The organism is Streptomyces sp. NPDC096105, assembly GCF_044763335.1.
In the GTDB taxonomy this organism is placed as follows: domain Bacteria; phylum Actinomycetota; class Actinomycetes; order Streptomycetales; family Streptomycetaceae; genus Streptomyces.
In genome coordinates, this window is record NZ_JBIWGC010000007.1 from 146,291 (window position 1) to 172,369 (window position 26,079).

Annotated in this window: 22 protein-coding genes; 10 read left to right on the plus strand and 12 right to left on the minus strand. The window is 74.5% G+C overall.

Translation table 11 applies throughout. The features are described 5' to 3' along the window. Nucleotides 1-65 precede the first annotated feature (65 nt). Nucleotides 66-2,414 (plus strand): malto-oligosyltrehalose synthase, encoded by a 2,349-nt coding sequence (gene treY / locus ACIQ8B_RS14310; protein ID WP_403546889.1) that lies wholly within the window; start codon nt 66-68, stop codon nt 2,412-2,414. A 219-nt stretch (nt 2,415-2,633) separates the two neighbouring features. Continuing rightward, nucleotides 2,634-3,890, plus strand: a complete 1,257-nt coding sequence (locus tag ACIQ8B_RS14315; protein ID WP_403546891.1) for a M14 family zinc carboxypeptidase — start codon at nt 2,634-2,636, stop codon at nt 3,888-3,890. A 169-nt stretch (nt 3,891-4,059) separates the two neighbouring features. Here ACIQ8B_RS14315 and ACIQ8B_RS14320 read toward each other — a convergent pair whose 3' ends face one another. Both ACIQ8B_RS14320 and ACIQ8B_RS14325 read right to left on the minus strand, forming a co-directional pair. Continuing rightward, nucleotides 4,060-4,482: an SSI family serine proteinase inhibitor gene (locus ACIQ8B_RS14320; protein ID WP_403546893.1), complete on the minus strand. Its 423-nt coding sequence runs from the start codon at nt 4,480-4,482 to the stop codon at nt 4,060-4,062. Nucleotides 4,483-4,759: 277 nt separating this feature from the next. Then, complete coding sequence (locus tag ACIQ8B_RS14325) at nt 4,760-5,311, minus strand: FHA domain-containing protein (RefSeq protein WP_403546895.1); 552 nt, start codon at nt 5,309-5,311, stop codon at nt 4,760-4,762. 236 nt (nt 5,312-5,547) lie between these two features. Here ACIQ8B_RS14325 and treZ point away from each other — a divergent pair, with 236 nt between their 5' ends. Continuing rightward, a complete protein-coding gene (gene treZ / locus ACIQ8B_RS14330) occupies nt 5,548-7,293 on the plus strand; it encodes a malto-oligosyltrehalose trehalohydrolase (RefSeq protein WP_403546897.1) in 1,746 nt (581 codons plus the stop codon). Nucleotides 7,294-7,380: 87 nt separating this feature from the next. Here treZ and ACIQ8B_RS14335 read toward each other — a convergent pair whose 3' ends face one another. From ACIQ8B_RS14335 to ACIQ8B_RS14360, 6 genes are all read right to left on the minus strand, one after another. Further along, complete coding sequence (locus ACIQ8B_RS14335; RefSeq protein WP_403546899.1) at nt 7,381-8,349, minus strand: aminoglycoside phosphotransferase family protein; 969 nt, start codon at nt 8,347-8,349, stop codon at nt 7,381-7,383. 132 nt (nt 8,350-8,481) lie between these two features. Next, a complete protein-coding gene (locus ACIQ8B_RS14340) occupies nt 8,482-9,609 on the minus strand; it encodes an aminopeptidase P family protein (protein ID WP_403546901.1) in 1,128 nt (375 codons plus the stop codon). 284 nt (nt 9,610-9,893) lie between these two features. Continuing rightward, on the minus strand, nt 9,894-10,415 hold the full coding sequence (locus tag ACIQ8B_RS14345) for a PDZ domain-containing protein (RefSeq protein WP_403546903.1): 522 nt from the start codon (nt 10,413-10,415) through the stop codon (nt 9,894-9,896). 12 nt (nt 10,416-10,427) lie between these two features. Continuing rightward, nucleotides 10,428-12,584 carry a germacradienol/geosmin synthase Cyc2 gene (gene cyc2, locus ACIQ8B_RS14350; protein ID WP_403546905.1) on the minus strand — a complete coding sequence of 719 codons (2,157 nt, stop codon included), beginning with the start codon at nt 12,582-12,584 and terminating at the stop codon, nt 10,428-10,430. Between the two features lie 95 nt (nt 12,585-12,679). Then, the gene (locus ACIQ8B_RS14355) at nt 12,680-13,858 is read right to left on the minus strand and encodes a damage-control phosphatase ARMT1 family protein (protein WP_403546907.1); all 1,179 of its coding nucleotides are present in this window, start codon (nt 13,856-13,858) and stop codon (nt 12,680-12,682) included. A 40-nt stretch (nt 13,859-13,898) separates the two neighbouring features. Further along, the gene (locus ACIQ8B_RS14360) at nt 13,899-14,546 is read right to left on the minus strand and encodes a ScbR family autoregulator-binding transcription factor (protein WP_403546909.1); all 648 of its coding nucleotides are present in this window, start codon (nt 14,544-14,546) and stop codon (nt 13,899-13,901) included. A gap of 409 nt (nt 14,547-14,955) precedes the next feature. Here ACIQ8B_RS14360 and ACIQ8B_RS14365 point away from each other — a divergent pair, with 409 nt between their 5' ends. The 5 genes from ACIQ8B_RS14365 to ACIQ8B_RS14385 are packed head-to-tail and all read left to right on the plus strand — an operon-like array spanning nt 14,956 to nt 19,974. After that, a complete protein-coding gene (locus tag ACIQ8B_RS14365; RefSeq protein WP_106411876.1) occupies nt 14,956-15,960 on the plus strand; it encodes a substrate-binding domain-containing protein in 1,005 nt (334 codons plus the stop codon). 48 nt (nt 15,961-16,008) lie between these two features. After that, a complete protein-coding gene (locus tag ACIQ8B_RS14370) occupies nt 16,009-18,579 on the plus strand; it encodes a nitrate- and nitrite sensing domain-containing protein (protein ID WP_403546911.1) in 2,571 nt (856 codons plus the stop codon). A 22-nt stretch (nt 18,580-18,601) separates the two neighbouring features. Continuing rightward, nucleotides 18,602-19,033, plus strand: a complete 432-nt coding sequence (locus ACIQ8B_RS14375) for a roadblock/LC7 domain-containing protein (RefSeq protein WP_106411878.1) — start codon at nt 18,602-18,604, stop codon at nt 19,031-19,033. Nucleotide 19,034: 1 nt separating this feature from the next. After that, nucleotides 19,035-19,388, plus strand: coding sequence for a DUF742 domain-containing protein (locus ACIQ8B_RS14380; protein WP_106411879.1), 354 nt, complete (start codon nt 19,035-19,037; stop codon nt 19,386-19,388). Then, entirely contained in the window at nt 19,375-19,974 is a 600-nt protein-coding gene (locus tag ACIQ8B_RS14385) for an ATP/GTP-binding protein (protein WP_106411880.1), read from the plus strand. The genes ACIQ8B_RS14380 and ACIQ8B_RS14385 overlap by 14 nt, the downstream gene beginning before the upstream one ends. Before the next feature lie 49 nt (nt 19,975-20,023). Here the strand turns inward: ACIQ8B_RS14385 and ACIQ8B_RS14390 are convergent, their stop codons facing one another. From ACIQ8B_RS14390 to ACIQ8B_RS14405, 4 genes are all read right to left on the minus strand, one after another. Continuing rightward, a complete protein-coding gene (locus ACIQ8B_RS14390; protein ID WP_403546913.1) occupies nt 20,024-20,980 on the minus strand; it encodes an ABC transporter substrate-binding protein in 957 nt (318 codons plus the stop codon). Between the two features lie 75 nt (nt 20,981-21,055). Next, on the minus strand, nt 21,056-21,721 hold the full coding sequence (locus ACIQ8B_RS14395) for an ABC transporter permease (protein ID WP_403546915.1): 666 nt from the start codon (nt 21,719-21,721) through the stop codon (nt 21,056-21,058). Then, nucleotides 21,718-22,416 (minus strand): ABC transporter permease, encoded by a 699-nt coding sequence (locus tag ACIQ8B_RS14400; protein WP_290007586.1) that lies wholly within the window; start codon nt 22,414-22,416, stop codon nt 21,718-21,720. The genes ACIQ8B_RS14395 and ACIQ8B_RS14400 overlap by 4 nt, the downstream gene beginning before the upstream one ends. Beyond that, nucleotides 22,413-23,546, minus strand: coding sequence for an ABC transporter ATP-binding protein (locus ACIQ8B_RS14405; protein ID WP_403546917.1), 1,134 nt, complete (start codon nt 23,544-23,546; stop codon nt 22,413-22,415). Before ACIQ8B_RS14405 ends, ACIQ8B_RS14400 begins: the two co-directional genes overlap by 4 nt. Before the next feature lie 290 nt (nt 23,547-23,836). On the opposite strand from ACIQ8B_RS14405, the gene ACIQ8B_RS14410 reads away from it, so the two are divergent. Together ACIQ8B_RS14410 and ACIQ8B_RS14415 are read left to right on the plus strand one after the other, a co-directional pair. Next, complete coding sequence (locus tag ACIQ8B_RS14410; protein ID WP_106411884.1) at nt 23,837-24,526, plus strand: response regulator transcription factor; 690 nt, start codon at nt 23,837-23,839, stop codon at nt 24,524-24,526. Nucleotides 24,527-24,564: 38 nt separating this feature from the next. Beyond that, nucleotides 24,565-25,971, plus strand: coding sequence for a sensor histidine kinase (locus ACIQ8B_RS14415; RefSeq protein WP_403547107.1), 1,407 nt, complete (start codon nt 24,565-24,567; stop codon nt 25,969-25,971). The last annotated feature ends 108 nt before the right edge of the window (nt 25,972-26,079 follow it).

Below are 26,079 nucleotides of genomic sequence, written 5' to 3' on the forward strand. Positions count from 1 at the left end.
GCGACGGGTGACCCGGTGGGGCGAGCGGGCGCACGAAAGGCGGCGAGGCGGGTACGTAGCTAGCCATGACCCCTGAGCGTCCTGACCCGGCGGTGCCCACGGCGACCTACCGGCTGCAGCTCCAGCCCGGCTTCCCGTTCGCGGCGGCGGCCGAGGCCGTGCCGTGCCTGGCCTCGCTCGGCGTGTCCCATCTGCATCTGTCGCCCGTCCTGGAGGCGGTGCCCGGCTCCCAGCACGGCTACGACGTGGTGGACCACGCGCGCGTACGGGAGGAGCTGGGCGGTGAGGAGGGGCTGCGGGAGCTGTCCCGCACCGCGCGGCGGCACGGCCTGGGGCTGGTGGTGGACATCGTCCCGAACCACATGGCGATGTCCCCGCGCCACAACCCGGCGCTGTGGGAGGTGCTGCGCGACGGGCCGTCCTCGCGCCGCGCCCGCTGGTTCGACATCGACTGGGAGGCGCAGGACGGGCAGGTACTGCTGCCGGTGCTCGGCGGACCGCTCGGCGAGGAGGCGGACCGGCTGAAGGTCGACGGGGACGTGCTGCGCTACTACGACCACGTCTTCCCCCTGCGCGAGGGCACCGCCTCCCTGCCGTTGCCGCAACTGCTGGACGCGCAGTGGTACCGGCCGGTGTGGTGGCGGCTGGCCCGCACGGAGCTGAACTACCGGAGGTTCTTCAGCATCTCCGAGCTGATCGGGGTGCGGGTGGAGGACCCCGAGGTGTTCGAGGCGACGCACGCGAAGATCCTCGAGCTGCTCCACGAGGGCGTGGTCGACGGGCTGCGCGTCGACCACCCGGACGGGCTCGCCGAACCCGGCGGCTATCTGCGGCGGCTGCACGAGGCGACGGGCGGCCGCTGGACGGTGGTGGAGAAGATCCTCGCCGACGGCGAGGCCCTGCCCGCCTCCTGGCCGGTCGCCGGCACCACCGGCTACGACGCCCTGCGTCACGTCGACGGGCTGTTCACCGACCCGGACGGGTCCGGGGCGCTGCTGGACCGCTACCGGGCCTTCGCCGCCCCGCGGACCGACCTGGGCGGCGACTGGGAGGCCACGGTGCGGCGGGCCGCGTACCAGGTGCTCACGCACGAGCTGGCCGCCGAGACCGACCGGCTCACCCGGGTGGCGAGCCGGCTGTGCGCGACCGCCCCGGAGACCGCGCTGCGCGACCGCGCGCCCTGGGCGCTGCGCACCGCCCTGACGGAGCTGCTGGTGCGGCTGGAGGTGTACCGGCCCTACTCCCCCGAGGACGCGGCGTCGGTGGTGACCGAGGAGGCCGCGGCTCAGGCCCGGCGCGCGTTCGCCGTCCCGGAGGAGGCGGGCGCGGTGGACGTCGTACGCGATCTGCTGCTCGGGCGGTACGGGGACGGTCCCGCGCACGTGGAGTTCCGCACCCGGTTCGCGCAGACGGCGTCGGCGCTGCGGGCCAAGTCCGTGGAGGACACGGCGTTCTACCGCTACGTGCCGCTGCTGTCGGCGACGGAGGTGGGTGGCGAACCGGGCGACCCCGCGGTGCCGCCGGAGCGGTTCCACGCGTACTGCGCGCGCGTGCAGCGCGACTGGCCGGCCACGGGGACGGTGCTGTCCACGCACGACGCCAAGCGCAGCGCCGACGTGCGGGCGGCGCTGCACGTGCTCACCGAGTGCCCGGAGCGCTGGGCCGACGTCCTCACGGACGTGACCCGCGCCGGGGAGGACGTGGCCGACCCGCAGCTCGCCTGGGCGGCCTGGCAGACGGTGTTCGGGCTGGGTCCCGCCGACGAGGAGCGGGTGCAGGCGGCGCTGCTGAAGCATGTGCGCGAGGCGGGTCTGTTCACCAGCTGGACCGAGCAGCAGCCGCCGTACGAGGAGGCGGTGGCGCGGTTCGTGACGGCGGGGCCGTGCGGGGTGCCGGGCCGGAGGGCGGCGGAGCTGCGTGAGGCGCTGGAGCCGCACATCCGGGCGAACGTGCTGGGCGCGGCGCTGGTGCACCTGACGATGCCGGGCGTGCCCGACCTCTACCAGGGCACCGAGCACGAGTACCGGGCGCTGGTGGACCCGGACAACCGGCGGCCCCCGCGGTTCGGCGAGGACGGCGGCGACAAGGAGGCGGTGACCCGGGCGGCGCTGGCCCTGCGGGCGCGGCGGCCGGAGGTCTTCGGCACGACGGCGTCGTACGAGCCTCTGACCGCCGAGGGTCCGGCGGCGGACCACTGCCTGGCGTTCTCCCGCTCGGGCGAGGTGATCACCGCGGTGACCCGCCTCTCCCTGCGCCTCGCGGAGACGGGCGGCTGGCGCGACACCCGGCTGCCGCTGCCGCCGGGGCGGTGGGCGGATGTGCGGGAGCCGGGGCGGGAATTCGGCGGTGAAGCGCCCGTGGCGGAGCTGTTCGCGTCGCTGCCGGTGGTTCTGCTGGAGCGGTTGCCGGACTGAGGACGGTTCCGCCTGCGGGGACGCTGTGCGGGGTCGGCGCCCGGTCGACGCACGGTCGGTGCGGACGCCCGCGACGTGCGGCGGACTCGGGGCGGCCGACGTGCGGGGAAGAGGGCCGTGGTGTGCCTCCGAGCGCCCCCTGGCGGCTCCCCGCACTGCCTTGACACCACCTTCCGGCCGTGGGGTACTGCGCAGTGCGGATGCCGGCGGTGACGGGGGGTGGGTCCGCTGCGGGAGTCGCGCTATCCGACGGTGGCCGAGCTGGTCCTCTCCGCCCGGGGGCTGGCCGTCCAGTGGCCGGGGCTGTGCGTGCTGCGACAGGTGGGGGTGTCCCGTGGGGGACGGCCGCTGCACCTGCTGTCCGTCGGGCGCGCCCGGCACGCCGTGCTGGTCGTGGCGGGCGCCCACGCCAACGAGCCCACGGGCAACGGGACGCTGCTGGCGCTGGCCCGGCGCGCCCTGCTCGAGCGGGAGCTGCGGGACGGCGTCTCCTGGCACTTCCTGCTGTGCGCGGATCCCGACGGGGCGAGCCTGCACGTCACACCGGCGCCGCGCAGCCTGTACGACTACCACCTCGGATTCTTCCGCCCGGCCGGCCCCGAGCAGCCGGAGTGGGCGCCCTCGGTGCTGCCCGCCGACCGGCTGCCCCCGGAGACGCGGGCGCTGACCGGGGTGATCGACGAGCTGCGGCCCTTCCTCCAGGTGTCCCTGCACGGCACCGATCTGGGCGGCAGCTGGGTGCAGTTGACCCGGGACGTGCCCGGACTGGCGGAACCTTTCGCCAAGTCGGCGGCCGAGCTGCACATCCCGGTGGAGACGGGCTCCTCGGACGCGGCGGGCTGGCCCGCGTCGGGGCCCGGGGTGCACGTGATGCCCGCGCCGGAGACCGCGCCCGCCTACCCGAGCCTGACCGACGACGCCCGGCACAGCACCTGGTACCACGCGCACCGGTACGGCGGTCTGACCGCGGTGGTCGAGGTGCCGATGTGGGCGAGCGACCTGGTCGACGACCCGGCCCCGCATCCGGCGCCGGACACCGCGATGCACGCGCTCGCGCAGCGGCTGCTGCGGGACGCCGGCGAGGTGCGGCACGTGCTGGAGGACGCACGGTCCTGGCCACCGCCCGCCGAGGCCGACGGCCCGCTGCTGCGGGCGGCCACCTGGGTGCTGGAGCTGGTGCCGGGACTGGCCGCCGATCTGGTCCGCACCCCGCCGGCGGACGGCACCCGCGCCTACGTCGGCAGCGTGGACGCCTTCGCGCGGCGGGTGCCGCTGCGGGCGGCGGCGATGCTGCGACGCGCTCTGCGCGACACCGACGCCGAGGCGGCGGCCCGCCTGGACCACCTGGTCGCCCACTGGAGCGACGCCTTCGCGACCCGCTTCCGGGCCCGGTGGGTCCCGGTGCGGCACCAGGTGGAACACCAGTCCCGCACGGTGGTGGCGGCGGCGCGGCAGGCGCGGGCGGGGTTGATGTGAGGGGGGGCTCAGGGGACGCCTCCGGGGCGCTGCGGGCCCGTCCCGGCCGGGGTGGGGGGCGGGCGGTCGTCACGCCCCCCAGGGGCAGGAGGGCCCGCAGGCCGGCGCGCCGGCTGCGGCGGGCGCGCCGTGGCGTCGCGGCGCGCCCGCCGGACGGCAGGGAGGCGGCTCAGGTCCCGTCCAGCGCGAACACTGCCCCGGTGCGGGCACGCAGCGTGCACGTGTTCGGGAAGGTCTCCGACCAGCTGACCGGGCGGCCGCGCCACATGCCCTGCGCGTGGGCCGTGACCGGGGCGTGGATCATCGGGCAGAGGGCGTCCTCCGCGGGGAGGGCGGTGATGCGGCCGTCCGCCGCCGTCAGGTCCGCACAGGCCTGTTCCGCGTGCGGGTGGCTGCCGCCGGGCGGGTCGCACCGCAGCAGCGTGCCGCCCTCCGCCCCGGCCGGGGCGCCCCCGTGGCTGACGCCGAGCATCAGCCAGTTCCCGGACTCCGGCGCGGTGTCCGCGTGGGCCGTGGGTGTCGCGCCGGCGAGGAGGAGGAGCGCGGCGGCGGACAGCCCCGCCCCTGCCGTCTTCATCGAGATGTGTGTCATTCCCGGTGCATCGGCACGGTGGGCCCCGGACCCCAGCCCGGCTCACCCGAACGGGAGGCTCCGGGTGTCCGCCGTCCCGCGAGGGCGCCCACGGTGAGGACCACCCGGGCCTGGTACTCCGTCCTCAGCCGGTTCCACCGGACGTACAGGCCGTGCGGGAAGCACGGGGAGCACGGGCCGTGCGGGAAGCACGGGGAGCGCGAGGCGCCCCTGTGGTCAGTCACGGCAGCCGGGGCCGCGTCACCACCGTCACGCGTCGACCATCCCTGCGGAGTCGTCAGTTGGCGGCGAGCCGGTAGGTGATCCGGCCGAAGCCCACCTGGTCGCCCTCGCGGACGACGGCCGCGCCGACGACCCGACGGCCGTTCACCGTCGTGCCGTTGGTGGAGCCGAGGTCGCGCAGCACCCACAGGCCGCCCTGGTGGGTGAGTTCGGCGTGCACGCGGGAGACCGTCTCGTGGGCGAGCCGCAGCCCGTTGGCCGGGTCACGCCCTATCCGCAGCGGGTGGCCGTGCACGGGGTGCGGCAGCAGCAGCTTGGGCAGCTTCTCGGCCCGCCAGGCCCGGCGCAGCCGGACGGTGAACCCGGAGACCGCCTCCACCGAGCCGAACACCACGCGCGAGAAGCGGCTCTCGCGCGGGAGGTCGGCGGTGAGCGCGGCGAGTTCGTCGGCGCGCCGCGCCACGAGCGCCAGTTCCATGCGCCGGATGAACGTGTCGTGGGACAGGCGGCCCTTGGCGACGCCGTCCCGCAGCACGCTCAGCGCCTTGTCGCGCTCCGCGTCGGAGAGCCGCGCGGGGTACGTGGAGAACTCGAAGGACGACGTCACGCTGGTGATTGTCGGTCAGCGGGAGGTGGGCTGTCCAGAAACCCGGTAAGCGGAAGACCCACCCCCGCCTGCCGCCGTGCGCCGGAGCGTCCCCCACCCCACGCGGTCCCCGGCCGCCCGGCACGCACGCCTCGGGCGACACCCGCCGCAAAACGGCGGATCCCCCGGCGAATTGATCTCCGATGCCGCACGATGGAGGCGCTTCATCACGGTGAGCAGACGAAGGGGAACCGTCCGTGCAGTTCGAGGTGTGGGCACCACAGGCCGGCCGGGTGACGCTCCGGTGCGACGGCGTCACGCGCGCGTTGGAACACGATCCCGAGCGGGAGGGGTGGTGGCGGGGGGAGGCCGAGGCGCACGACGGCTCCCGGTACGGCTTCGCGCTGGACGAGGGCCCGGTGCTGCCGGATCCGCGGTCGCGCCGTCAGCCGGACGGGCCCGACGGGCTCAGCGCCGTCGTCGACCACAACCGTTTCGAGTGGCGCGCCGAGTGGCGCGGGCATCCGCTGCCCGGCGCGGTGCTCTACGAGATGCACGTCGGCACGTACACCCGTGAGGGCACCTTCGACGCCGCCGCCGGACGCCTCGGCCACCTCGTCGATCTCGGCGTCACCCACGTGGAGTTGATGCCGGTGTGTCCGTTCCCGGGCCGGCACGGCTGGGGGTACGAGGGCGTCTCGCTGTGGGCCGTGCACGAGCCGTACGGCGGGCCCGAGGGGCTGAAACGGTTCGTCGACCGGGCGCACGCGCTGGGGCTCGGCGTCGTCCTGGACGTGGTGCACAACCACCTCGGCCCGTCGGGGAACCACCTGCCGCGGTTCGGCCCGTACTTCACCGACACGCACCACACGCCGTGGGGCGCGGCGGTCAACCTGGACGCGCCCGGCTCGGACGAGGTGCGCGCGTATCTCGTGGAGAGCGCGCTGGCGTGGCTGCGCGACTACCGGATCGACGGGCTGCGTCTGGACGCGGTGCACGCGCTGGTGGACACCCGCGCGCGCCACTTCCTGGAGGAGCTGTCGCAGGCCGTGGACGACCTGGCCGCCGACACCGGCCGGCCGCTGTTCCTGATCGCCGAGTCCGACCTCAACGACCCGCGGGTGATCACCCCGCGCGAGAACGGCGGCCTCGGCATCCACGCGCAGTGGAACGACGACTTCCACCACGCCCTGCACACCGCGGTGACGGGCGAGTCGCAGGGCTACTACGCCGACTTCGCGCGGGCCCCGCTGGCGGCCCTGGCCAAGACGCTCACCGGGGGCTTCTTCCACGACGGCACGTACTCCAGCTTCCGGGGCCGGCGCCACGGGCGCCCGCTCGACCGCACCCGGGTGGCCGCGCACCGCCTGCTCGGCTACAGCCAGACGCACGACCAGGTCGGCAACCGCGCCCAGGGCGACCGGCTGGCCGCGCTGGTCTCCCCCGGGCTGCTGGCCTGCGCGGCGGCGCTGACGCTGACCGCGCCGTTCACCCCGATGCTGTTCATGGGCGAGGAGTGGGCGGCGGGCACGCCGTGGCAGTTCTTCACCGACCACACCGACCCGGGGCTGGCGAGGGCGGTCAGCGAGGGCCGGCGCCGGGAGTTCGCGGCGCACGGCTGGGCGGAGCAGGACGTCCCGGATCCGCAGGACCCGGCCACCCGTGACCGCTCCTGCCTGGACTGGTCCGAGCCGGAGCGGGAGCCGCACGCGCGGGTGCTGGCCTGGTACCGGCAGCTCCTCGCGCTGCGCCGCGACCAGCCCGACCTCACCGACCCGGACCTCGCCGACACCAAGGTGGCGTACGACGAGGACCGCCGCTGGCTCGCCTTCCGCCGCGGTGACGTCCGCGTGGCCGTGAACCTCGGCACCGCCCCGGCCGACATCCCCCTGGGCTCGCGTGACGCCCGCGTCCTGGCGGCATGGGACCCGGTCGAGGCCCCGGGGCCGGACGGCCTGCTCCGCCTGCCCGGGGAGTCGGCGGTGGTGCTGCTGCAGGAGTGAGGCGTCCGCGTCCCGGGCGCGGGGCGGGGTCACCGGCCCCGCCTCCGGGACGCCTGTGGCGCCTCGCCCCTGCGGGGCGGCCGTGCCCTACGGGGCCGCGTCGCTGTCGCGCAGGTCGGTGACGCGTTCCAGCATGATCGGCTCCCAGGCCCGGCGGAGGCGGGCGCGGTACAGGGGGAGCGACGCGGTGGCGTTGTGGACCAGGGCCTCGGCAAGCTGGACGACGCAGTCGCAGCGGGCCAGCCACAGGCCGCGCAGACAGGGGCGGGCGCCGTAGCCCGCCAGCGTGGCCGCGCGGACCGCGGCGGGGGCGCCGACGGCCCGGGCCAGGCCCGCGATGTCCTCGGCCGGGTCGCCGACCACCGCCGCGTCCCAGCCGAGCACCCCCCGCACCCGGCCGTCCGCCCCGACGACCAGGTTCTCGCCGGTGAGGGCGTGATGGACGAGCACCACCGAGCCGGCCTGCGCGGCGAGCTGCGCCGTCGCCGTCCGGGTGAACTGACGCAGCCTCGCCGCCTCGAACTCGTCCTCCTTGTCGAGCAGCGCGACGGCCTCCCCGGCGGCCCGCCGCAGGGTCTCCAGCGAACGCGGGGGCACGCGGGGCACGCCCAGCGCCTCGGCCTGCCGTACCGGCACCTGGTGCAACCCGGTGAACAGGCCCGCCAGGTCGGTCTCGCCGACGGCGGACACGGTGTTCTCCTCCGCCGTGCCGCCGGGCAGCCGGGTGTCCAGCGTGCACAGCAGCCCGGGCGCCCACTCGCCCTGCGCGACCCCGACGGGCAGCGCGACCGGGACGTGCGGGCGCACCAGCTCCCGCAGCCGCAGCTCGCGCCGCCACCGCGTGCCGGTCGCGCGGTCCGGGGCGAGGTGCAGCACATACCGGGTGCCGACCCACCAGGCGGTGGGGCCGGCGCCCTCGGCGGCGGGCCGTACGTCGAGGGCCGACCGCACGTCGGGGTCGGCGGAGGACGCGCCGGCACCCTGCCCGCTGTCCTCGAGCAGGGACCGGGCCAGTCGGCGGACGGTGTCAACGGTGGGTGTCGGTGCCTGGGTCATGGTCGCGCCATTGCCGTTCGGGAGAGGCAGGGAGGGACGGGCGGGAAAGGCAGGGAGGGACGGGCGGGAAAGGCAGGGAGGGACGGGCGGGAAAGACGGGGAGGGACGGGCGGGAGGCAGCGGCGGGGCCGCTCAGTCCACTATGACCAGTTCCCGCTCGGTGTCGTTCAGCCGCCGCCCGCCGTCCTCCGTGACGGTCACGATGTCCTCGATCCGCACCCCGAACCGCCCCGGCAGGTACACGCCCGGCTCGACGGAGAAGCACATGCCGGGGACGAGCGGCTGCTCCTCGCCCTCGATCATGTACGGCGGCTCGTGCGTGGTGACGCCGATGCCGTGCCCGGTGCGGTGGATGAAGTACTCGCCGTACCCGGCGTCGGCGATGACCTCCCGGGCCGCCCGGTCGACGTCCTGGCAGGCGGCCCCCGGCCGCACCGCGCGGAAACCCGCCTCCTGCGCCTCGCGCACCAGGTCGTGCACCCGGCGCTCCTCCTCGGACGGTTCGCCGACGTGCACCGTGCGGGAGGTGTCGGAGCCGTAGCCGTCCTTCAGACCGCCGAAGTCCAGGACGACCATGTCGCCGCACTCGATCCGGCGGTCACCCGCCTCGTGGTGCGGGTTCGCGCCGTTCGGTCCGGAGGCGACGATGGTGAAGTCGACCTGGGAGTGGCCGAACCGGCGCAGCAGGGCGGCGAGGTCGGCGGCCACCTCGGACTCCCGGCGGCCGGAGAAGCGCACGTGCCTGATCTCCTCGAACGCGGCGTCGGCGGCGGCACCGGCCGCGGCGAGCCGCTCCAGTTCCGCGGCGTCCTTCACGGCGCGCAGCATCGGCAGCGCCTCGGTGAGGGAGACGTACGAGGTGCCGGGGAGCGCCTGTTGCAGTGCCAGCAGGTGCAGCGCCCAGGCGTTGTCGCTGACGCCGAGCCGCCCCCGGGCGTCCAGCAGGGCGGCGGTGAGGGCGTAGGGGTCCTTGCCGTCGGTCCAGTCGCGCAGAGTGAGGGCGGGCGCGCCGGTGGCCCGCTCGGCGTCCGGGGCCTCCAGGGCGGGGACGACGAGCACGGGTTCCCGGCCGGCGGCCAGGACCAGCAGGGTGAGGCGCTCGGTGACGGCGGGCGGTGTGTAGCCGGTGAGCCACACCAGGTCCGGTCCCGGTGCGACGAGCAGCCCGGCGAGTCCGGCGTCGGCGGCCTGCCGCGCCGCCCGGTCCATGCGGGCCTTGTAGTCGTCGGCGGTGAAGGGCACGGGCGCGGTGCCGGTCATCCGGGGTGCCTCCCAGGGCGGACGTCGGGGCTACGGGCAGCATCCTGCCCGCCGAACGGGTGCGGCGCGAGCCGGTTGCCGGGGTTGCCCCCCGGAGATGTCCCCCACGGGGACGGGATCCCCGGCTCCGCCGCTCCGGAACTCCAGCACTCCAGTACTCCGGCACTCCGGCGCGAGGCATCCACGCCCCGCCCTGCGTCCCGCGGCACGCGCCCCGAGCCGCGCGTCCGCATCCACGCACCCCGCCACGCGTCCACAGCGTGCCGGGACGTGCCACGGAGCCGCTACGTGAGGATCCCGGGGACCGCCGTCAGCTGCCCGTACCCGCCCGTGCGGTGCCGGACGGTCAGGCGGACCTCCGTGCCCGGCCGGGTGCCGGCCACGGCGCGCGCCAGGTCCGCGGCCGAGTCGACGCGGGTGGTGCCGAAGGCGAGCAGCAGGTCGCCCTCCCGGAGGCCGGCCGCGAAGCCGGGGCCGGGCACGTGCACGCCGACCACCAGGGCCCCGGGTCCGCCGGCATCGGCCACCTCCACCCCGAGCCGGGCGGCGGCGGGCGCGGACGCGGTGACCGCGCCCGCCGGCCACCCCGGCCCCGTGAGCGCGGCGCCGAGCACGCCCAGGCCGACGCCGGACAGCAGCAGTACCAGCCCCGCCGCGGCGGCGAGCAGCGCGGTCGCCGCCCGGCGCGCCCGCGACCGCCCGGAGGGCGGCACCTCGGTGGCGGCGGGACGGACCGGACCGGGGCCCGGCCGCGTGCCGGCAGGGGCGCCGGGCATCGGCCGGGGGCGGAGAGCTGCGGGTTCCATGACGGCCGGCCGTCAGACGAGAACGGGTGGCGCCGGGGGCCGGTGCGGCAGGAAACCGTGCACGCGCCCGGACAGGTACTCGTCCTTGTACCGGTCGACGCTGCGGTGCCAGTTGAGGATGCCCGCCATCCAGTTCTGCAGGTCGGTCACATAGCCCCGCATGACCGCCCGCGCCTCCTCCGACAGCTGGAAGTCGTCGTACACGACGGGCAGTTCGTGCTCCACGACATGCTCGAACTGGCGCATGCGCTGGTTCATCAGGTCCGCGACGACGGACAGCGCGGTCGGGTAGTCGATGGTGAAGAAGTTCTGCACGACGAGGACCGCGTTGTGCATCTCCCCCTCGAACTCGATCTCCTTCTGGTACGAGAACACGTCGTTGAGCAGGCAGGCGTAGTCGATGGCCGCGTTCTCCAGGGAGCGGACGGGGCCGCTGCGGTAGACCTCGGGCGGGACCGCGGGGCCGTGCCCGGCGCGGCACAGCCCGAGGGTGAGGTCGGAGCCGAAGGTGGCGCGGCGCATCTCCAGGTAGTCCACCGGGTCCGGGACGCGGTTCTGGATCTGGTTGGACAGCTCCCACACCCACGACTCGGTCATCGTGTCCACGGCCGTCCGCAGGGGGCGGCGCTGCTCGGGCGTCATGCCGGCCGTGGTGCGGGCCCACAGGTCGGTCAGGGACCGCTCCATGGCGTTGGCCGGGGGCGGGACCTCCTCGCCGTCCAGCGGCATGCAGGCCGACAGGCGGGCCGTGGTCAGCCGGGCGGCGGCCAGGTCGCGGCGGTGGCCGTGGACCAGCGGGTAGTAGTCGTCCCCGTAGGTGCCGAAGGCCAGCCAGCCGGAGGCGAGATCGAGCTGCTCCTGGGTGGCGTCCGGGTCCAGGCCCGCCGCGCACAGCGGCAGGTCGCAGCTGGCGAGCTTGTCCTCGTCCCAGACGCCCTCGCTGAGCATGCCCATGCGGTGCGACCACTCCAGCAGGTGCCGCCGGGACCCTTCCAGGGCCGGGCTGAGGCTCAGCGGGAACGGCATCCGGATGTCAGGGATGATCGACGGCCCGACCTTCCGGTACGGCACGTGCCGGTACGGGCGCAGCCGCTCGGCGCCGGCCCTCGCGAGCAGCGCGCCGACGTCGGCGGCGGACGTGCCGGGACCGGTCAGGGTCTGCCAGGAGGCGCCGGGCCGGGCATTCTCGTTCATGTAGCGGCTGGAACGCAGGTGCCATTCGTGGCCGCCCGCCTGCCAGTCCTGCAGCCCCTTGGCGTACGCGGCGACGGCGGCGGTCCCGGCGGGGGTGAGCCCCTTCTCCAGGGCCACGGCGGGCACCTCGGTGAAGGCGGTGTGCTCGAACTGGTGCAGCCGTGAGGTGAGGACGTCGTTGACCAGGTCGGCGGCCTCCTGCGTGGTGCAGCCGAAGAAGGTCTCCAGGACGAGGACGCCGTTGCTGAGCTCGCCCTCGTCCTCGACCTCCCGCTGGTAGGAGAACAGGTCGTTGCGCAGGTGCACGGCGTCGGAGAACGTCTCCATGAGCACCCGCAGCGGGCGGGTCCCGGCGACGGCGGCCGGCACCTCGGCGGTGGCGTACTCGACGAGCCCGGCCGACCAGGGGGCGCCGCCCACCTTGCGGCGCATCTCGATGTACTCGACGGGGTTGGCGATGCGCCCCTCGTTGATGTTGGACAGCTCCCACAGGGACTCGTTGAGGAGGTGCTCGGTGGCGACGGCGAACCGGCGGCGCCAGTCCGCGGACATCGCCGGCACGGTCCGCGCCCACAGGTCCGCCAGGCCCGCCTCGACCGGGTTCTCCGGCTCGGGCACGGGCGTCCCCGGCTCCAGCGGCATGAACAGCGGCAGCCGGTCCAGGTGGGCCTTGCCGCCGACGCGGTCCTGGGTGCGCTTGTACTTCTCCAGGAAGTGGTCGTCGAAGAAGAACACCCACACGTACCAGTCGGTGATGAGGGACAGCGCGGGGCCGTCGCAGTCGGGGTGCGTGTAGGCGCAGAGCAGGCCGTAGTCGTGCGCGTCGAGGTCGGCCTGCTCCCAGACCCCGCTGCCCTCCAGCATGCCCATCTCGCGCGCCCAGGCCGTGGAGTGGGCCCGGGCCTGGTCCACGTGCGGATTGAGGCGCGCGGGGTGCGGCATGTAGAAGTGCGGGAGTTCGAAGGGCTGCGTCATGGGCGGGGGCTACCCGCGCCGCTCCGGCCGCATCCGCCGGCCGCCGCGTGATCACACCTTCGCGTGAACCCTCCCCGGAAACGGGAGTTGAGGGGTCAGGTCCGTACCTGGACCAGGGCGTGCGTGCCGCTCGTGCGCCAGCGCCCGCCTTCCTCCGCGTCCAGCGCCGCCTCGGTCCGCGGGGTCAGTCCGGTGATCACGTCGGACTTCAGGGTGCGCAGGGCGGCGACCGGGCCCGGGAAGCAGGCGGTGACGTCGGCGAAGGGGGTGGTCGGGGGCCAGTACCGGTCGCCCACGAGGCGGCGGTAGTTGAGGTCCCCCTTGAGGACGGTGAGGGTCGCCCCGGCGAAGTCGGCGCGCAGGTCGTCCGGCATGTCGCTGTACGGCAGGGGCGCGCAGGAGAAGGGGTGCGCGCGCAGGTCGAGCCGCCCGTCGGTGAGGGCGGCGCGCAGGGTGCGTCCGTACGCCCCGGCGGCGCCCTCGGCGGCGGTGAGCCGCCGCACGGCGTCGAGGACGTCGGCGGTGGTGGCGTCGGAGACGTAGTACGGGTGCGGTTTGACGTGCAGGACGGCGCGGGTGATACCGCCGTGGGCCAGCAGGTGGGCGGTCAGCAGGAGGTCCGGGACGAGTTCGCGGCCGGCGTTGTCGGCGACCAGGCAGAGGGTGCCGGGCGGGGAGCCGTCAAGCAGGGACCACAGGCGCTCGCTGTCGTCGGCCACGAGGGCGGGGACGGCGGCGGTCTCCTCGGCGCCCTCGGCGGACATGCGGAAGCCCAGGTCGGCGCGGTTGCCCCAGAGGGAGCCGTGCAGCAGTGCGCGGGCCCGTTCGTCCTCGGGGCGGTCCTCGAGGCCGTCGAGCGCGGCGAGCTCCTCGTCCGTGGCGGGCGCGTCGAGTTCGGCGAGCTTGGCGGGACGGAAGGGGTCGATGCCCTGCCAGGGGCCGGGCGTGAAGTAGTCGACCGCGTCCAGGAGCCGGCGGTAGAACCAGCTCTCCGCCCACAGCCAGGGCACGTCGTGCCAGGAGCGGCCGGCGTGGGCGTCCATGCCCCAGGCGGCCCAGCGGTCGTGGTCGTGGGCCTCGCCGGGCAGCGGGATGATCACGCCCTCGGTGCACTCGGTGCGCAGGGCGTCGAGCGCGCGGCGCTGCCGCGGGCCGTAGGGGGTGTCCTCGGCGACCTGGCGGACGATCGCGGGGTGCCGCTCGGCCAGCACGCCGTACGGGAAGGTGCCGGGCTCGTCGGCGACGATCACGGGGGCGGCGTGGGTGTCGGGCATGGGGCTCACCGTAACCCGCCACGCCGCCGCGCGCCGTGCGTCACAGCGGCGCGGTCTCCCGTTCCAGCCGTGCGGCCAGGGAGAGGTAGCGGGCGCGGCGGGTCACGGGGACCAGGCCGCGGATGAGGAGCTGCCACATCTCGGCCGTGCGGCGGGGCTGCCGGGTGACGGGTTCGCGGACACGGCCGACGACCCGGGTGCCGACGAAGAAGCAGACCAGGGAGTGGGCGACGACGTCGATGTCGGCGTCCGGGTGGACGTCGGACTCCTCGACGGCGCCCGCCAGCCGGGCCGTGACGATGTCGAGCCACTCGGTGAAGGGGTGGCTGAGCGGCGGGCGCGGCCGGGTGGTGCCGGTGGCCAGGCGCAGGCCGGCCCGCAGCACCGGGTCCTCGGCGGACGCCCGGGCCATGCAGAAGGTGAGGCGCATCAGCGCCTCCAGGGAGGTGCGGCCGCGCGCTCCGGTGTCGCGGGCCAGCCGGCGGCAGGTCGCGGACTGCAGTTCCAGGATGGCGTGGGCGAGGTCCTCCTTGGCGGCGAAGTGGAAGTAGAGGGCCCCTTTGGTGACGCGGGCGTGCGCGACGATGTCGCTGAGACTGGTCGCCTCGTAGCCCTGCCGGTCGAACAGGTCGGCGGCGGCCGTGATGATCGTCGCGCGGGTCTTCTCGGCGCGTACCTGCCTTGCCATCGACTGCACTCCTGTGGCCGGAAAGCAACGGTCCATGCCGTTTGTCGTAACGCCCCGTACACGATAACTCACTGTGTGCGGGCGTTCATCACCCCTGCGGGCGGGCCCGGTTGAACAGACGGGACACAAGGGGCGTGCGCCGTGTGGCGGAACAGCGCGTCAGGCGTCCGCACGCGCGCCCCCGCGTGCCGCACGGAGCGTGCGCGTCCGTCCCTTTCGTCCTCACGGTTCATCACAATGCGGCAGCGGCGCCTCACTTCACGTGGCTGTTCACTTGACGACCGGTGGTTCCACGCGGTTGGCTCCGGCCAGCGAGAGTCACCCGGACGGCCGTACGCCGTCGTGGCCCGGATCCGTCGGTGTCTCTCCTCCGCACTTGCTCTGCCGCACAGCGAGGTCCGCGCTCCTCATGAACACTCGTTCCCCGTCCCGCCGTATCCCGAGACGCCGCACGGCGGTCCTGGCAGCCGCGATCGGTCTGCTCGTGGCGGGCTGTTCCGCCTCCGGCGGGGACGAGGGGGACGGGGACACGAACGCGGCGCGCGGCTCCGGGGGGATGCGGGTCGCCCTCGTCACGCACGGCAGCGAGGGCGACGTGTTCTGGGACCGGGTGCGCAAGGGCGCCGAGGCGGCCGCCGCCCGGGACGGCGTCGAACTGACCTACCTCAGCGACCCGGACGGGGCCGGACAGGCCGACCTGGTGCGCGAGGCGGTCCGGGACGGCGTCGACGGCATCGCGCTCACCCTGGCCAAGCCGCAGGCCATGAAGGGCCCGGTCAACGAGGCGCGGGCCGCCGGCATCCCCGTGGTCGGCCTCAACTCGGGCCTCGACGCGTGGCAGAAGGCCGGGCTGCTGACGTTCTTCGGCCAGGACGAAAGCCTGGCCGGCCGGGCCGTCGGCGAGAAGCTGAACGAGCTGAAGGCCCGGCACGCGCTGTGCGTCGTGCACGAGCGGGGCAACGTCGGCCTGGAGGCCCGCTGCGCCGGCGTGAAGAAGACGTTCCGCGGCACCACCGAGAACCTGTACGTGGACGGCACCGACGAGCGGGCCGTCTCCGGGATCCTCGCCGCCCGGCTGCGCCAGGACTCCACCATCGACCAGGTCGTCACCAACGGGGCCGACGTCGCGCTCACCGCGGTCGACGCGGCGGCGGAGGCGGACAGCGACGCGGACGTCGCCACCTTCGACCTGAACAAGGAACTGGTGGAGGCCGTGCGCGGCGGCAACGTGCGGTTCGCCGTCGACCAGCAGCCCTACCTCCAGGGTTACCTCGCCGTGGACGCGCTGTGGCTGTACCGGACCAACGGCAACGTCAGCGGCGGCGGGGTCGCGCCCGTCCTCACCGGGCCGGCGTTCGTCACGAAGGCGGAGGCGGACTCGGTCGCCGGGTTCGCCGCCGCCGGAACCCGCTGACGGCCGCCGTGCGTACCGTCCCCACCACCCGACCGCTCTAGGACCACGATGCCTCCACGGACAGGTGCCCGGCGCCGTCTCGGCTCCATACGCCTCTCGCTGATCCTGCTCGCCCTGGTGCCCTGTGTCACGCTCGCCGGGCTGTGGGGCCTGACGACGATCCGCATGTTCTCCGAGGGGCTGGAGCTGCGGTCCCAGACCCAGCTGAGCCGGTCCACCGGCGCGATGGGCACGCACGCCGCGCTCGACCTCCAGCGGGAGCGCGCGCTGACCGCCGACTGGCTCGCCGGGCCGGACGGTTCACGGTCCGCCCTGGTCGCCCAGCGGCGCGCCACCGACCGTTCCGTGGCACGGCTCATGGGACAGGCCGACGCGATCGCCGAGGCGCCGGCGCGCATCTCGGACCGGCTGTACTCGGTGCTCGGCTCGGTGGGCAGCCTGGAGTACTACCGCGACCAGATCGACAACCCCCGCGACATCACCGCCGAGGAGGCGCTGGAGCAGTACACGTCGGTCATCGACGACCAGATCCACGCCTTCCAGGAACTGTCCCAGGTCGACGACGGCGACCTCACCTCCCAGGCGCAGCCGCTGGTGGCGCTGGAGCACGCGGTGGAACTGGTCTCCCGGGAGGACGCGTTGCTCACCCTCGCCTGGCCGTCCGGCCGCCTGGACTCCGAGCGCCGGCAGGAGTTCGCCGCGCTGGTGCACACCCGGCGCTGGCTGGTCGGCGACCAGATCGTGCCGTTGCTGAGCGGTGACATCAAGACGCAGACCGAGCGGATCCTGCAGAGCCCCGAGTGGCGCGCGCTGGAGGCGGTCGAGGACCAGGTGCTGGCCACCCCGGCCGAGGGGGAGGCGCGCGAGGTGGAACTGCCGGACCTGCGGGACCGGTGGGACGCGGCCATGGCCGAGGTCGCCCCGCAGTACAGCGAGATGATCCGGCAGCAGACCGACGCGCTGCTCGCCCGCAGCGCCGACGAGGCGCGCGGCCTGCTGGTGACGGCCGCCTCGCTGAGCGCGGCGGGACTGCTCGCGCTGCTGCTGTGCGTGGGCCTGTCCTGGCGGATCACCCGCTCGCTGTCGCGCAGGCTGCGCGGGCTGCGGCTGGCCACCCTCAGCCTGGCGCAGGAGCGGCTGCCGGACGTGGTGGCCCGGCTGGAGCGGGGCGAGAAGGTCGACCCGGAGTCGGCGACCACGCCCCTCGACTACGGGCACGACGAACTCGGCCAGGTGGCGCAGGCGTTCAACACCGCGCAGCGCACGGCGGTCCTCACCACCGTCGAACTCGCCGACACCCGGCGCGGCTTCCAGAAGATCATCCTGGGCATCGCGCGGCAGAGCCAGAACCTGGTCAACCTCCAGCTCAGCAAGCTGGACACGCTGGAGCGCCGGCACACCGACCCCGAGGTCCTCAAGGGTCTGTACGAACTCGACTCCGTCGCCAGCCAGTTGCGCCGGTACGAGGAGAACCTGGTCATCGTCAGCGGGGAGCGCCCCGGCCGCAGCTGGAGCGAGCCGGTCGCGCTGATCGACATCCTGCGCAGTGCGGTGGGCGAGGTCGCCGAGTACCAGCGGGTGGAGGTGTTCGTCGACGAGGAGGTGTCCCTCGCCCCGCCCGCGGTGGCCGACGTGATCCATCTGCTCGCCGAGCTGATCGACAACGCCACGGTGTACTCGCCGGCGCCGAGCCCCGTCACGGTGCGGGCGGCCATGGTCGCGAAGGGCCTCGCCGTGGAGGTCGAGGACCGGGGGCTCGGCATGCCGGAGGAGGACTACGCCTCCCTCAACGCCCAGTTGGCCGAGCCGCCGCAGTTCGACGTGGTGGCGCTCGCCGACGACCTGCGCCTCGGCATGTTCGTGATCTCCCAGCTCGCGCACCGGCACGGCATCGCGGTCACCCTGCGCCCGTCGCCGTACGGCGGGACGACGGCGATCGTGCTGCTCCCGCACGAGGTCGTCGTCTCCGACGGACAGCCGGACGCGGCGCGGGGGGCGTCCGCCTCCCCCACCGCCACGGAGGCGGACACGCCGAGCGCCGCCCCGCTCCGTCCCCTTCCGGCGCGGGACCGCCCGGACGCCGCGCGCAGGGCTCCGGCGAGCGCGCCGGGGGACACCGCGAGCGCGGGGGCGCAGGACGCCCCGGCCGCGGGGGAGGACGCCGGGGGCGCTCAGGACGGCCGCGGGGCCACGGAGGACCTCCCTGACGCGACCCGGGCCGGCTCCGGTCCCGGAGATCCGCGTCGCGAACCCGCCGCGTCCGCACGGAACCGCTCCGAGGCCGCCGCCGTCGCACCGGGCCCCCACGGCCCCGCGCCCCGCAAGGGCGGCCTCGCGCCCCTCCCCCGGCGCGTGCCGCAGACCAGCCTCGCCGCCGAGCTGCTCGAGGATCCCGCCGCCGCGGACTCGTGCGACGACGACTTCACCGCCGAGCGGGCCGCCTCCTCCCTGTCCTGTTTCCAGCAGGGCACGTTCCGGGCCCGGGACGCCGTCGGGGACGTGCCGGAGAGGGACGTGCCCGAGGACGACGACGCCGGCCCCACCGTCCCGGACGGGCCACCGCGCGTCCCCGCCCCCTCCTCCGGGCACCCGACACCGACCGCTGACGCCGACCGCTGAACGCCGACGAAGGAACACCGCCATGACACGCCCCCTGCCCGCCACCCACACCCAGCTGGACCAGTTGCTGACCGGACTCGTGGAACGGGTCGCCGACGTGAACCAGGCCGTGGTGCTCTCCGAGGACGGCCTGGTGGTCAGCAAGTCCACCGGCTTCCTGCGCGACGACGCCGAGCGCCTGGCAGCGACCGCTTCCGGTCTGATGAGCCTGAGCAAGGGCGTCAGCATGGACTTCCGCGGCGGCCCGGTGCGCCAGGCGCTCATCGAGATGGCGCACAGCTACCTGATCCTCACCTCGGCGGGGCCCGGCGCCCACCTGGTGGTGCTGACCGGCCCGAAGGCGGACGTCGGCGTGGTCGCGTACCAGATGAACATGCTGGTGAAGAAGATCGGCGAGCACCTCAGCGCGGCCCCGCGGGACACCAGCGGTGCCGCCGACGACCCAGGCGTGTGAGATGGGCGGCAGCGACTCGGCGGGCCGGCTGGTACGGCCGTTCACCCTGACCGGGGGCCGCACCCGGCCGAGCCGCGCCGACTTCACGCTCATCACGACGGTGACGGCGGCGGACCCGCAGCCCGAGACGGCCGCCCGGCCGCAGCCCGAGCACACGCGGATCCTGCGGCTGTGCGCCCGGCCGATGGCGGTCGCCGAGCTCGCCGCGCGGCTCGACCTGCCGGTGAGCGTGGTCGTCATCATGCTCTGCGACCTGCTGGAGGCGGGCCGGATCACCGTCCGTGCGCCGCGTCCCGTCACCACTCCGGATCCGGACCTGCTGCAGAAAGTGAGGGAAGGCCTTGGCCGGCTCTGACACCGGTGCCCGGGCATCCGCCGACCGCGGGGCGCCCGACACGGTCAAGATCCTGATCGCCGGCGGTTTCGGCGTGGGCAAGACGACCATGGTCGGCTCGGTCAGCGAGATCAGGCCGCTGCGCACCGAGGAGCCGCTGACCGTGGCGGGCCTGGACGTCGACGACCTGGACGGCGTCGAGGAGAAACGTGTCACCACGGTGGCCATGGACTTCGGCCGGATCACCGTCTCGGACGACCTGGTGCTGTACCTGTTCGGCACGCCGGGACAGCAGCGGTTCTGGTTCATGTGGAACGACCTGGCCGTCGGCGCGCTGGGCGCGGTGGTCCTGGTGGACGTGCGCAGGCCGAAGTCGAGTTTCGCCGCGATCGACTTCTTCGAGCGGCGGGGCATCCCGTTCGTGGTGGCCGTCAACGGCTTCCACGGTGAGCACCCGTACCCGGTGGAGGACATCCGGGAGGCGCTGACGCTGCCGGCGGGGGTGCCGGTGCTGCTGTGCGACGCGCGGGAGCGGGAGTCCTCGCGGGACGTGCTGATCGCGCTGATCGACCTGCTGATCGCGCAGGCGACCGCCGTCGCGGGGTGAGCCCGCGGGGTGCGGCGGGCCGGGCCGCCGCACCCTGTGCGGCGGCCTCTCAGCCCAGACCGGCGGACGCCAGCCAGGCCTTGGCCACGTCGAGCGGGTCCTTCTTCTCCAGCTGCACCTGGGCGTCCAGGTCGAGCAGCGTCTTCGTGTCCAGCTTCGCGGAGACCGCGTTCAGCGCCTCGACGCCCTCCTCGGGCAGCCCGTCCTTGCGGACCAGCGGGGTGACGTTGGCGAACCCGAAGAGGTTCTCCGGGTCCTTCAGGACGACGAACTTCTCCTTCACGATGGCCGGGTCCGTGGTGAACACGTCCGCCGCCTGCACCTCGTTCTGCGTGAGGGCCGCCTGGGTCAGCGGGCCGCCCGCGTCCAGTGCCTTGAAGGTCTTGAACTTCAGCCCGTAGACGGCCTCGAGGCCCTTGAGACCCTGCTGCCGGGTCTGGAACTCGGGCGAGCCGCCGATCACCAGCTCGGGCGCGATGTCCTTGAGGTCGGCGAGCGTGGACTCGGCGGTGAGGCCGTGCTTCCTCGCCGTCGCGGCGTTGACGCCGACCGAGTCCTTGTTCTCGGCCGGGGACGACTCCAGCAGGGTGAGCTGCTGGTCCAGCCTGGCCCTGACCGCCTCGTTGACCGCCTCGGCGGAGGTCTGCTCCGCCTCCGGGTCGAGGTGGGCGAGGAGGGAGCCGTTGTACTCCGGCAGGACGGTCACCGAGCCGTTCTTCATCAGGCCGTAGGTCGTCTCACGGCTGCCGATGTTGTGCTTGTAGGTGACCTTCAGGCCCTTGGCGCGCAGCGCCTCGCCGTAGATGTCGGCGAGCAGGGTGCTCTCGGCGAAGTTGTTCGAGCCGACGACGACGGTGCCCGCCTCGGCCTTCCCGCCGTCGAGCGGGTTGTCGGAGGTGTCGCCGGAGGAACAGCCCGTGAGCAGCGCCGCCGCGGCGGTGAGCGCGACCGCCGCCGCCCCGGTGTTCCTCGTCCTCGATCTGCTGCTCTGCGCCGTGGAAGTCATCCACCGATCCAATCCAGCCGTTTCGGGCCCGGTCAAGAACGTCAGGGCCACATTTGCCGCACAACTGATCGAATGTCAGCGGCGGCGCACTCCGGGCGACACCGCGAGCCGATCCAGGACCCAGAACAGCGCGAGGGTGACGAGGGCGAGGACCGCCACCAGCGTCGCGCCGCCGGTCACCTTCTCGTAGTCGCGCTGGTAGAGCCCGTCGACGATGTACCGGCCCAGCCCGCCGAGGCTGACGTAGGCGGCGATGGTGGCCGTGGACACGATCTGGACGGCGGCGGACCGCAGGCCGCTGAGGATCAGCGGGAGCGCCACCGGCACCTCCACCCGGAACAGGATCCGCGACTCGCGCATGCCCATCCCGCGGGCCGCGTCCACCGGGGCCGGGTCGACGGTGCGGACCGCCTCGTACGTGGTCACCAGGATCGGCGGCACGGCGAGCACGACCAGCGGGATCATCACGGGCAGCAGGCCGAAGCCGATGAGCAGCACGGCCAGCACCAGCAGACCGAAACTGGGCAGTGCGCGGGCGGCGTTGGCGACGAGGGCGATCGCGTTGCCGCCGCGTCCGGTGTGTCCGGTCAGCAGTCCGGCGGGCAGTCCGATCGCCGCGGCGACGGCGAGGGCCAGCAGCGTGTACCGGACGTGCTCCAGGAAGCGTGTGGGGATGCCGTCGTAGCCGTGCCAGTGGGCGCTGTCGCCGAAGAACGCCTGGACGAAGTGGAGGACGTTCACCGGGCGCCGCCCTTCGTGAGGAGCTCCTCGCGCGGGGCGGCGGTCCGCCGCCGTCCGGAGGGAGGCATCCAGGGCGTCAGCACCCGGCGCAGGGCGACCAGCGCGACGTCGCACAGCAGCGCCAGGGCCGCCGTCGTCAGCACGGCCGTCACCGCGAGTTCGGGCCGGTCGTACTTCTGCGCGGCGGCCATCAGATTGCCGAGGGCGCCCTGGTTGCCGATCAGGGCTCCGACGCTCACCAGCGAGATGCTGGACGCGGTGGCGACCCGCAGCCCCGCGATGATCGCGGGCGCGGCGATCGGCAACTGCACCTGCAGATAGCGCCGTACGGGGCCGAAGCCCATGGCGGTGGCCGCGGCGAGGGTCTCGTCCGGCACCGCGCGCACGCCGTCGACGATCGCCGGGACCAGCACCACCAGGCTGTAGAGGGCCAACGGGATCATCACGGTCAGCTCGGTCTGGCCGGTGTAGTCGATGAGGACGACGAAGAACGCCAGGGACGGCACCGCGTACAGCACGGTCGCCACGCCGAGCACCGGCGGGTACAGCCGGCGGAACCGGCCGCACAGCAGGGCCAGCGGCAGGGCGAGCAGCAGCCCGGCGGCCACCGGCAGCAGGGCCTCCCGCAGGTGCAGCCCGACCAGGCCGGCCCAGCTGTGCTGGAGGTCGCTGGGGACGTCGAAGAAGCCGCTCATCCGGAGGCCTTCCCGTCCCCGCCGCGCGCCGGGGCGGGTTCCGGGCCGGCCGCCGTGTGGGCGGCCCGGATCGCCTCGCCGATGGTCTGCTGGGAGACCACGCCGGTCACCCGGCCGTCCGCGTCCACGGCGACCGCCCAGCCGGTGGGCGAGAGGACCGCGCAGTCGAGCGCGGCCCGCAGCGAGTCCGTACCGGGCACGAACGGCCGTCCGTACGGCAGGAGTCGCCCCGGGTCGCCGGTGCTCCCCCGCTCCCGCCAGCCGAGCGGGCGGCCGCCGGCGTCGGTCAGCAGCAGGTACGGCGCCCCGGTGGCGGTGAGGCGTTCGGCGGGCGCGTCGGCCGGGACCACCGCGTCGGTGGTCAGCTCCAGCGCGTCCGACGTGAAGAAGGACAGCCGTCGGATGCCCCGGTCGGCGCCGAGGAAGTCCTCGACGAAGGCGTCCGCGGGGTGCGACAGCAGCTCGGCGGGCGGGGCGTACTGGGCGAGCCGGCCGCCCTCGCGCAGTACGGCGACCATGGTGCCCAGCTTGATCGCCTCGTCGATGTCGTGGGTGACGAAGACGATGGTCTTGCCCAGCTCGTCCTGGATGCGCAGCAGTTCGTCCTGGAGTCCCTTGCGCACCACCGGGTCGACGGCCGAGAACGGCTCGTCCATCAGCAGCACCGGGGGATCCGCGGCGAGCGCCCGCGCCACGCCGACGCGCTGCTGCTGGCCGCCGGAGAGCTGGTACGGGTACCGCTGGGCGAGGGAGGCGTCCAGGCCCACCCGTTCCATGAGCTCCGCCGCCCTCTCCCGGGCGCGCCGCTTGCCCCAGCCGAACAGGCGGGGGACGGTCGCGATGTTGTCGGCGACGGTGCGGTGCGGGAAGAGGCCCGCGTTCTGAATGACGTAGCCCATGGAGCGGCGCAGGGTGGTCACCGGCTGCCGCCGGACGTCCTCGCCGTCGAGGAGGATCGTGCCCTCGGTGGGCTCGACCATCCGGTTGATCATGCGCAGGGTGGTCGTCTTGCCGCAGCCCGAGGGGCCGACGAGGACGGTGATCGAGCGGTCGGGGATCTCCAGCGACAACCGGTCGACCGCCACCGTGCCGTCCGGGTACCGCTTCGTGACTGAGTCGATCCGTATCAAGACGTCGCTTGCCCTTCGGGTGGCAGAGGATGGCCGGCCGGGGTCGCCCGCGCCGGGTGCCGGTCGAGTGTAGACGCCGAAGCCGGCGGGGCCCGGACGTCGCGGGACCCCGGAGGCGGGGCGACCGGGGTCCATGCCGCCGCCTGCCCAGGCCCCCGGCGCGGCAAACCGTCCGCCGGGACCGGACCGTCCGGCGGCCGCCTGTCGCTTCGCTGTCGGTTCGCTGTCGATCGGGTTCCGGTCGTGCACCGCCCTCGGGCGGGAGGGACGCGGTGGAGCAGTATGGGCGGGTGGACAGAGTGCGACTGCTCGTGGTGGACGACGACCCTCCGATAGCCGACCTGGTGGCGACGGTCGCCCGGTACGAGGGCTGGGAGGCGGTCACCGCCCACTCCGGTGCGGAGGCGCTGCGCCGGGCCGACGCGTTCCGCCCGGACATCGTGGTGCTGGACCTGATGCTGCCGGACGTCGACGGGTTCGGGGTGCTGGACGGGCTGCGCCGCTCCGGACGGATGGTGCCGGTGGTGTTCCTCACCGCGCGGGACGGGGTCGCCGACCGGGTGGCGGGGCTGACCCGGGGCGGGGACGACTACCTGGTCAAGCCGTTCGCCGTCGAGGAGTTGATGGCGCGGCTGCGGACGGTGCTGCGGCGTAGCGCGGGCCCGGACTTCCAGCGGTCGGTGCTGCGGGTGGGCGACCTGACGCTGGACGAGGACACCCGGGAGGTGCGGCGCGGGGAGCACCTGCTGGCGCTCACCCCGACCGAGTACGAGGTGCTGCGCTACCTGATGCGCCGCTCGCCGACCGTGCTGACGAAGGCGCAGATCCTGGACCACGTCTGGGAGTACGGCTTCGGCGGCCGGTCCAACGTGGTGGAGCTGGTGGTCAGCCGGCTGCGGCGCAAGCTGGACGCCACCGGCGCGCCGCTGATCCGGACCGTGCGGGGCTTCGGGTACGTGATCCGGCAGGCGGCGGAGTGAGGGCAGCGGCCCGGCGGCTGCGGGACACCTACCGGCGGATGCGGCTGGGCACCCGGCTGGCGCTGGGCCTCGGGGCGCTGTCGCTGGCGGTGTTCGCGGTCGTCGGCACGGCGCTCACCGCGTACATGCGGGACTACCTCGAACAGCAGCTGGGCGAACAGCTGAAGCTCATCCAGACCGTGCAGGCCAAGGACGCGGCGGCCCACGGCACGGTACGGCGCAAGCCGTACTACGGCTGGTACACGGCGGTGTACGACGTCAGCGGCGGCGGGGTCACGCTGCGCAGGCCCGCCGACGTGCCCGGCGACACCCGCCCGCTGGCCGACCTGGCACGGGCGATGGCGCGCTCCGACACCGAGCTGATGCGCACCGCGCGGATCGACGGGGAGGGCACGTACCGGCTGCGCGGCTGCGAGGTGGAGCCGGGGGTGGTGCTGGTGAGCGCCGCTCCGGTGGAGGACGTGGAGAAGACCGTCGAACGGCTGGTCACCGTGCAGGTGGTGGTGTTCGCGCTGGCGCTGACGGCGCTGGTGGTGCTCGGACGGCGGATGCTGCGGCGCGGGCTGAAACCGCTGAGCGACATGGCGCACACCGCCCACGGCATCACCTCGCACGACCTGACCGAGTCGGCGGCCCGGCTGCCGCTGCGCGCGGACGGACGCGACGGCGGACGCGAAGTGGCCGAGCTGCGCACGGCGTTCAACAGGATGCTGGAGCACATCGACGACTCCCTCGCGGTCCGCGCGGAGGCGGAGCTGCGGCTGCGCCGGTTCGTCGCGGACGCCTCGCACGAACTGCGCACCCCGCTGATGTCGGTGCGCGGCTACGCGGACCTGTTCCAGTACGCCGCCGCGAACGAACCCGCCGAGCGGGAGAAGCACTTGGGACGGCTGCGGGCCGAGGCGGCACGGATGGGCGTCCTGCTCGACGACCTGCTGCTGCTCGCCCGGCTGGACGCGGCCGAGGTCGAGGCGCCGCTGCGGACGGCCGACACGGATCTGACGGAGCTGGTGCAGCAGGCGGCGGACGCGTTCCGGGCGGGCCGCCCGGCGCACCCGCTCACCGTGACGGTGAGCGCCTCCGCCCCCCTGTTCCTCCGCCTCGATCCGCAGCGGATACGGCAGGTGCTGGACAACCTGCTCGCCAACGCCGCCGTGCACACCCCGCCCGGCACCCCGGTGTCCGTCGAGGTCGCGGCCGTCGGCGGCACGGCCCTGGTGCGCGTCGCCGACGCGGGTCCGGGCATCCCGGCGGACCACCGGGAGCGGGTCTTCGACCGCTTCTACCGCGTCGACAAGGCCCGCACCCGCGACCGCGGCGGCAGCGGGCTGGGCCTGGCGGTCGCCCGTTCCCTGGCCCGCGCCCACGGCGGCGACATCGACCTGACGAGCCGGCCGGGCGCGACGGTGTTCACGGTGCGGCTGCCGTCGCGGGGGGTGCGGTGAGAACGCGCGTGCCGCCCGGTCCGCGCGGCCGGCTCGCCGGGCGGGCCGCGGCGGCCCGGCTCCTCGGCCACCTGGCGCCGGCCGGGTGGCGAGGAGCGGGCCGGCGGA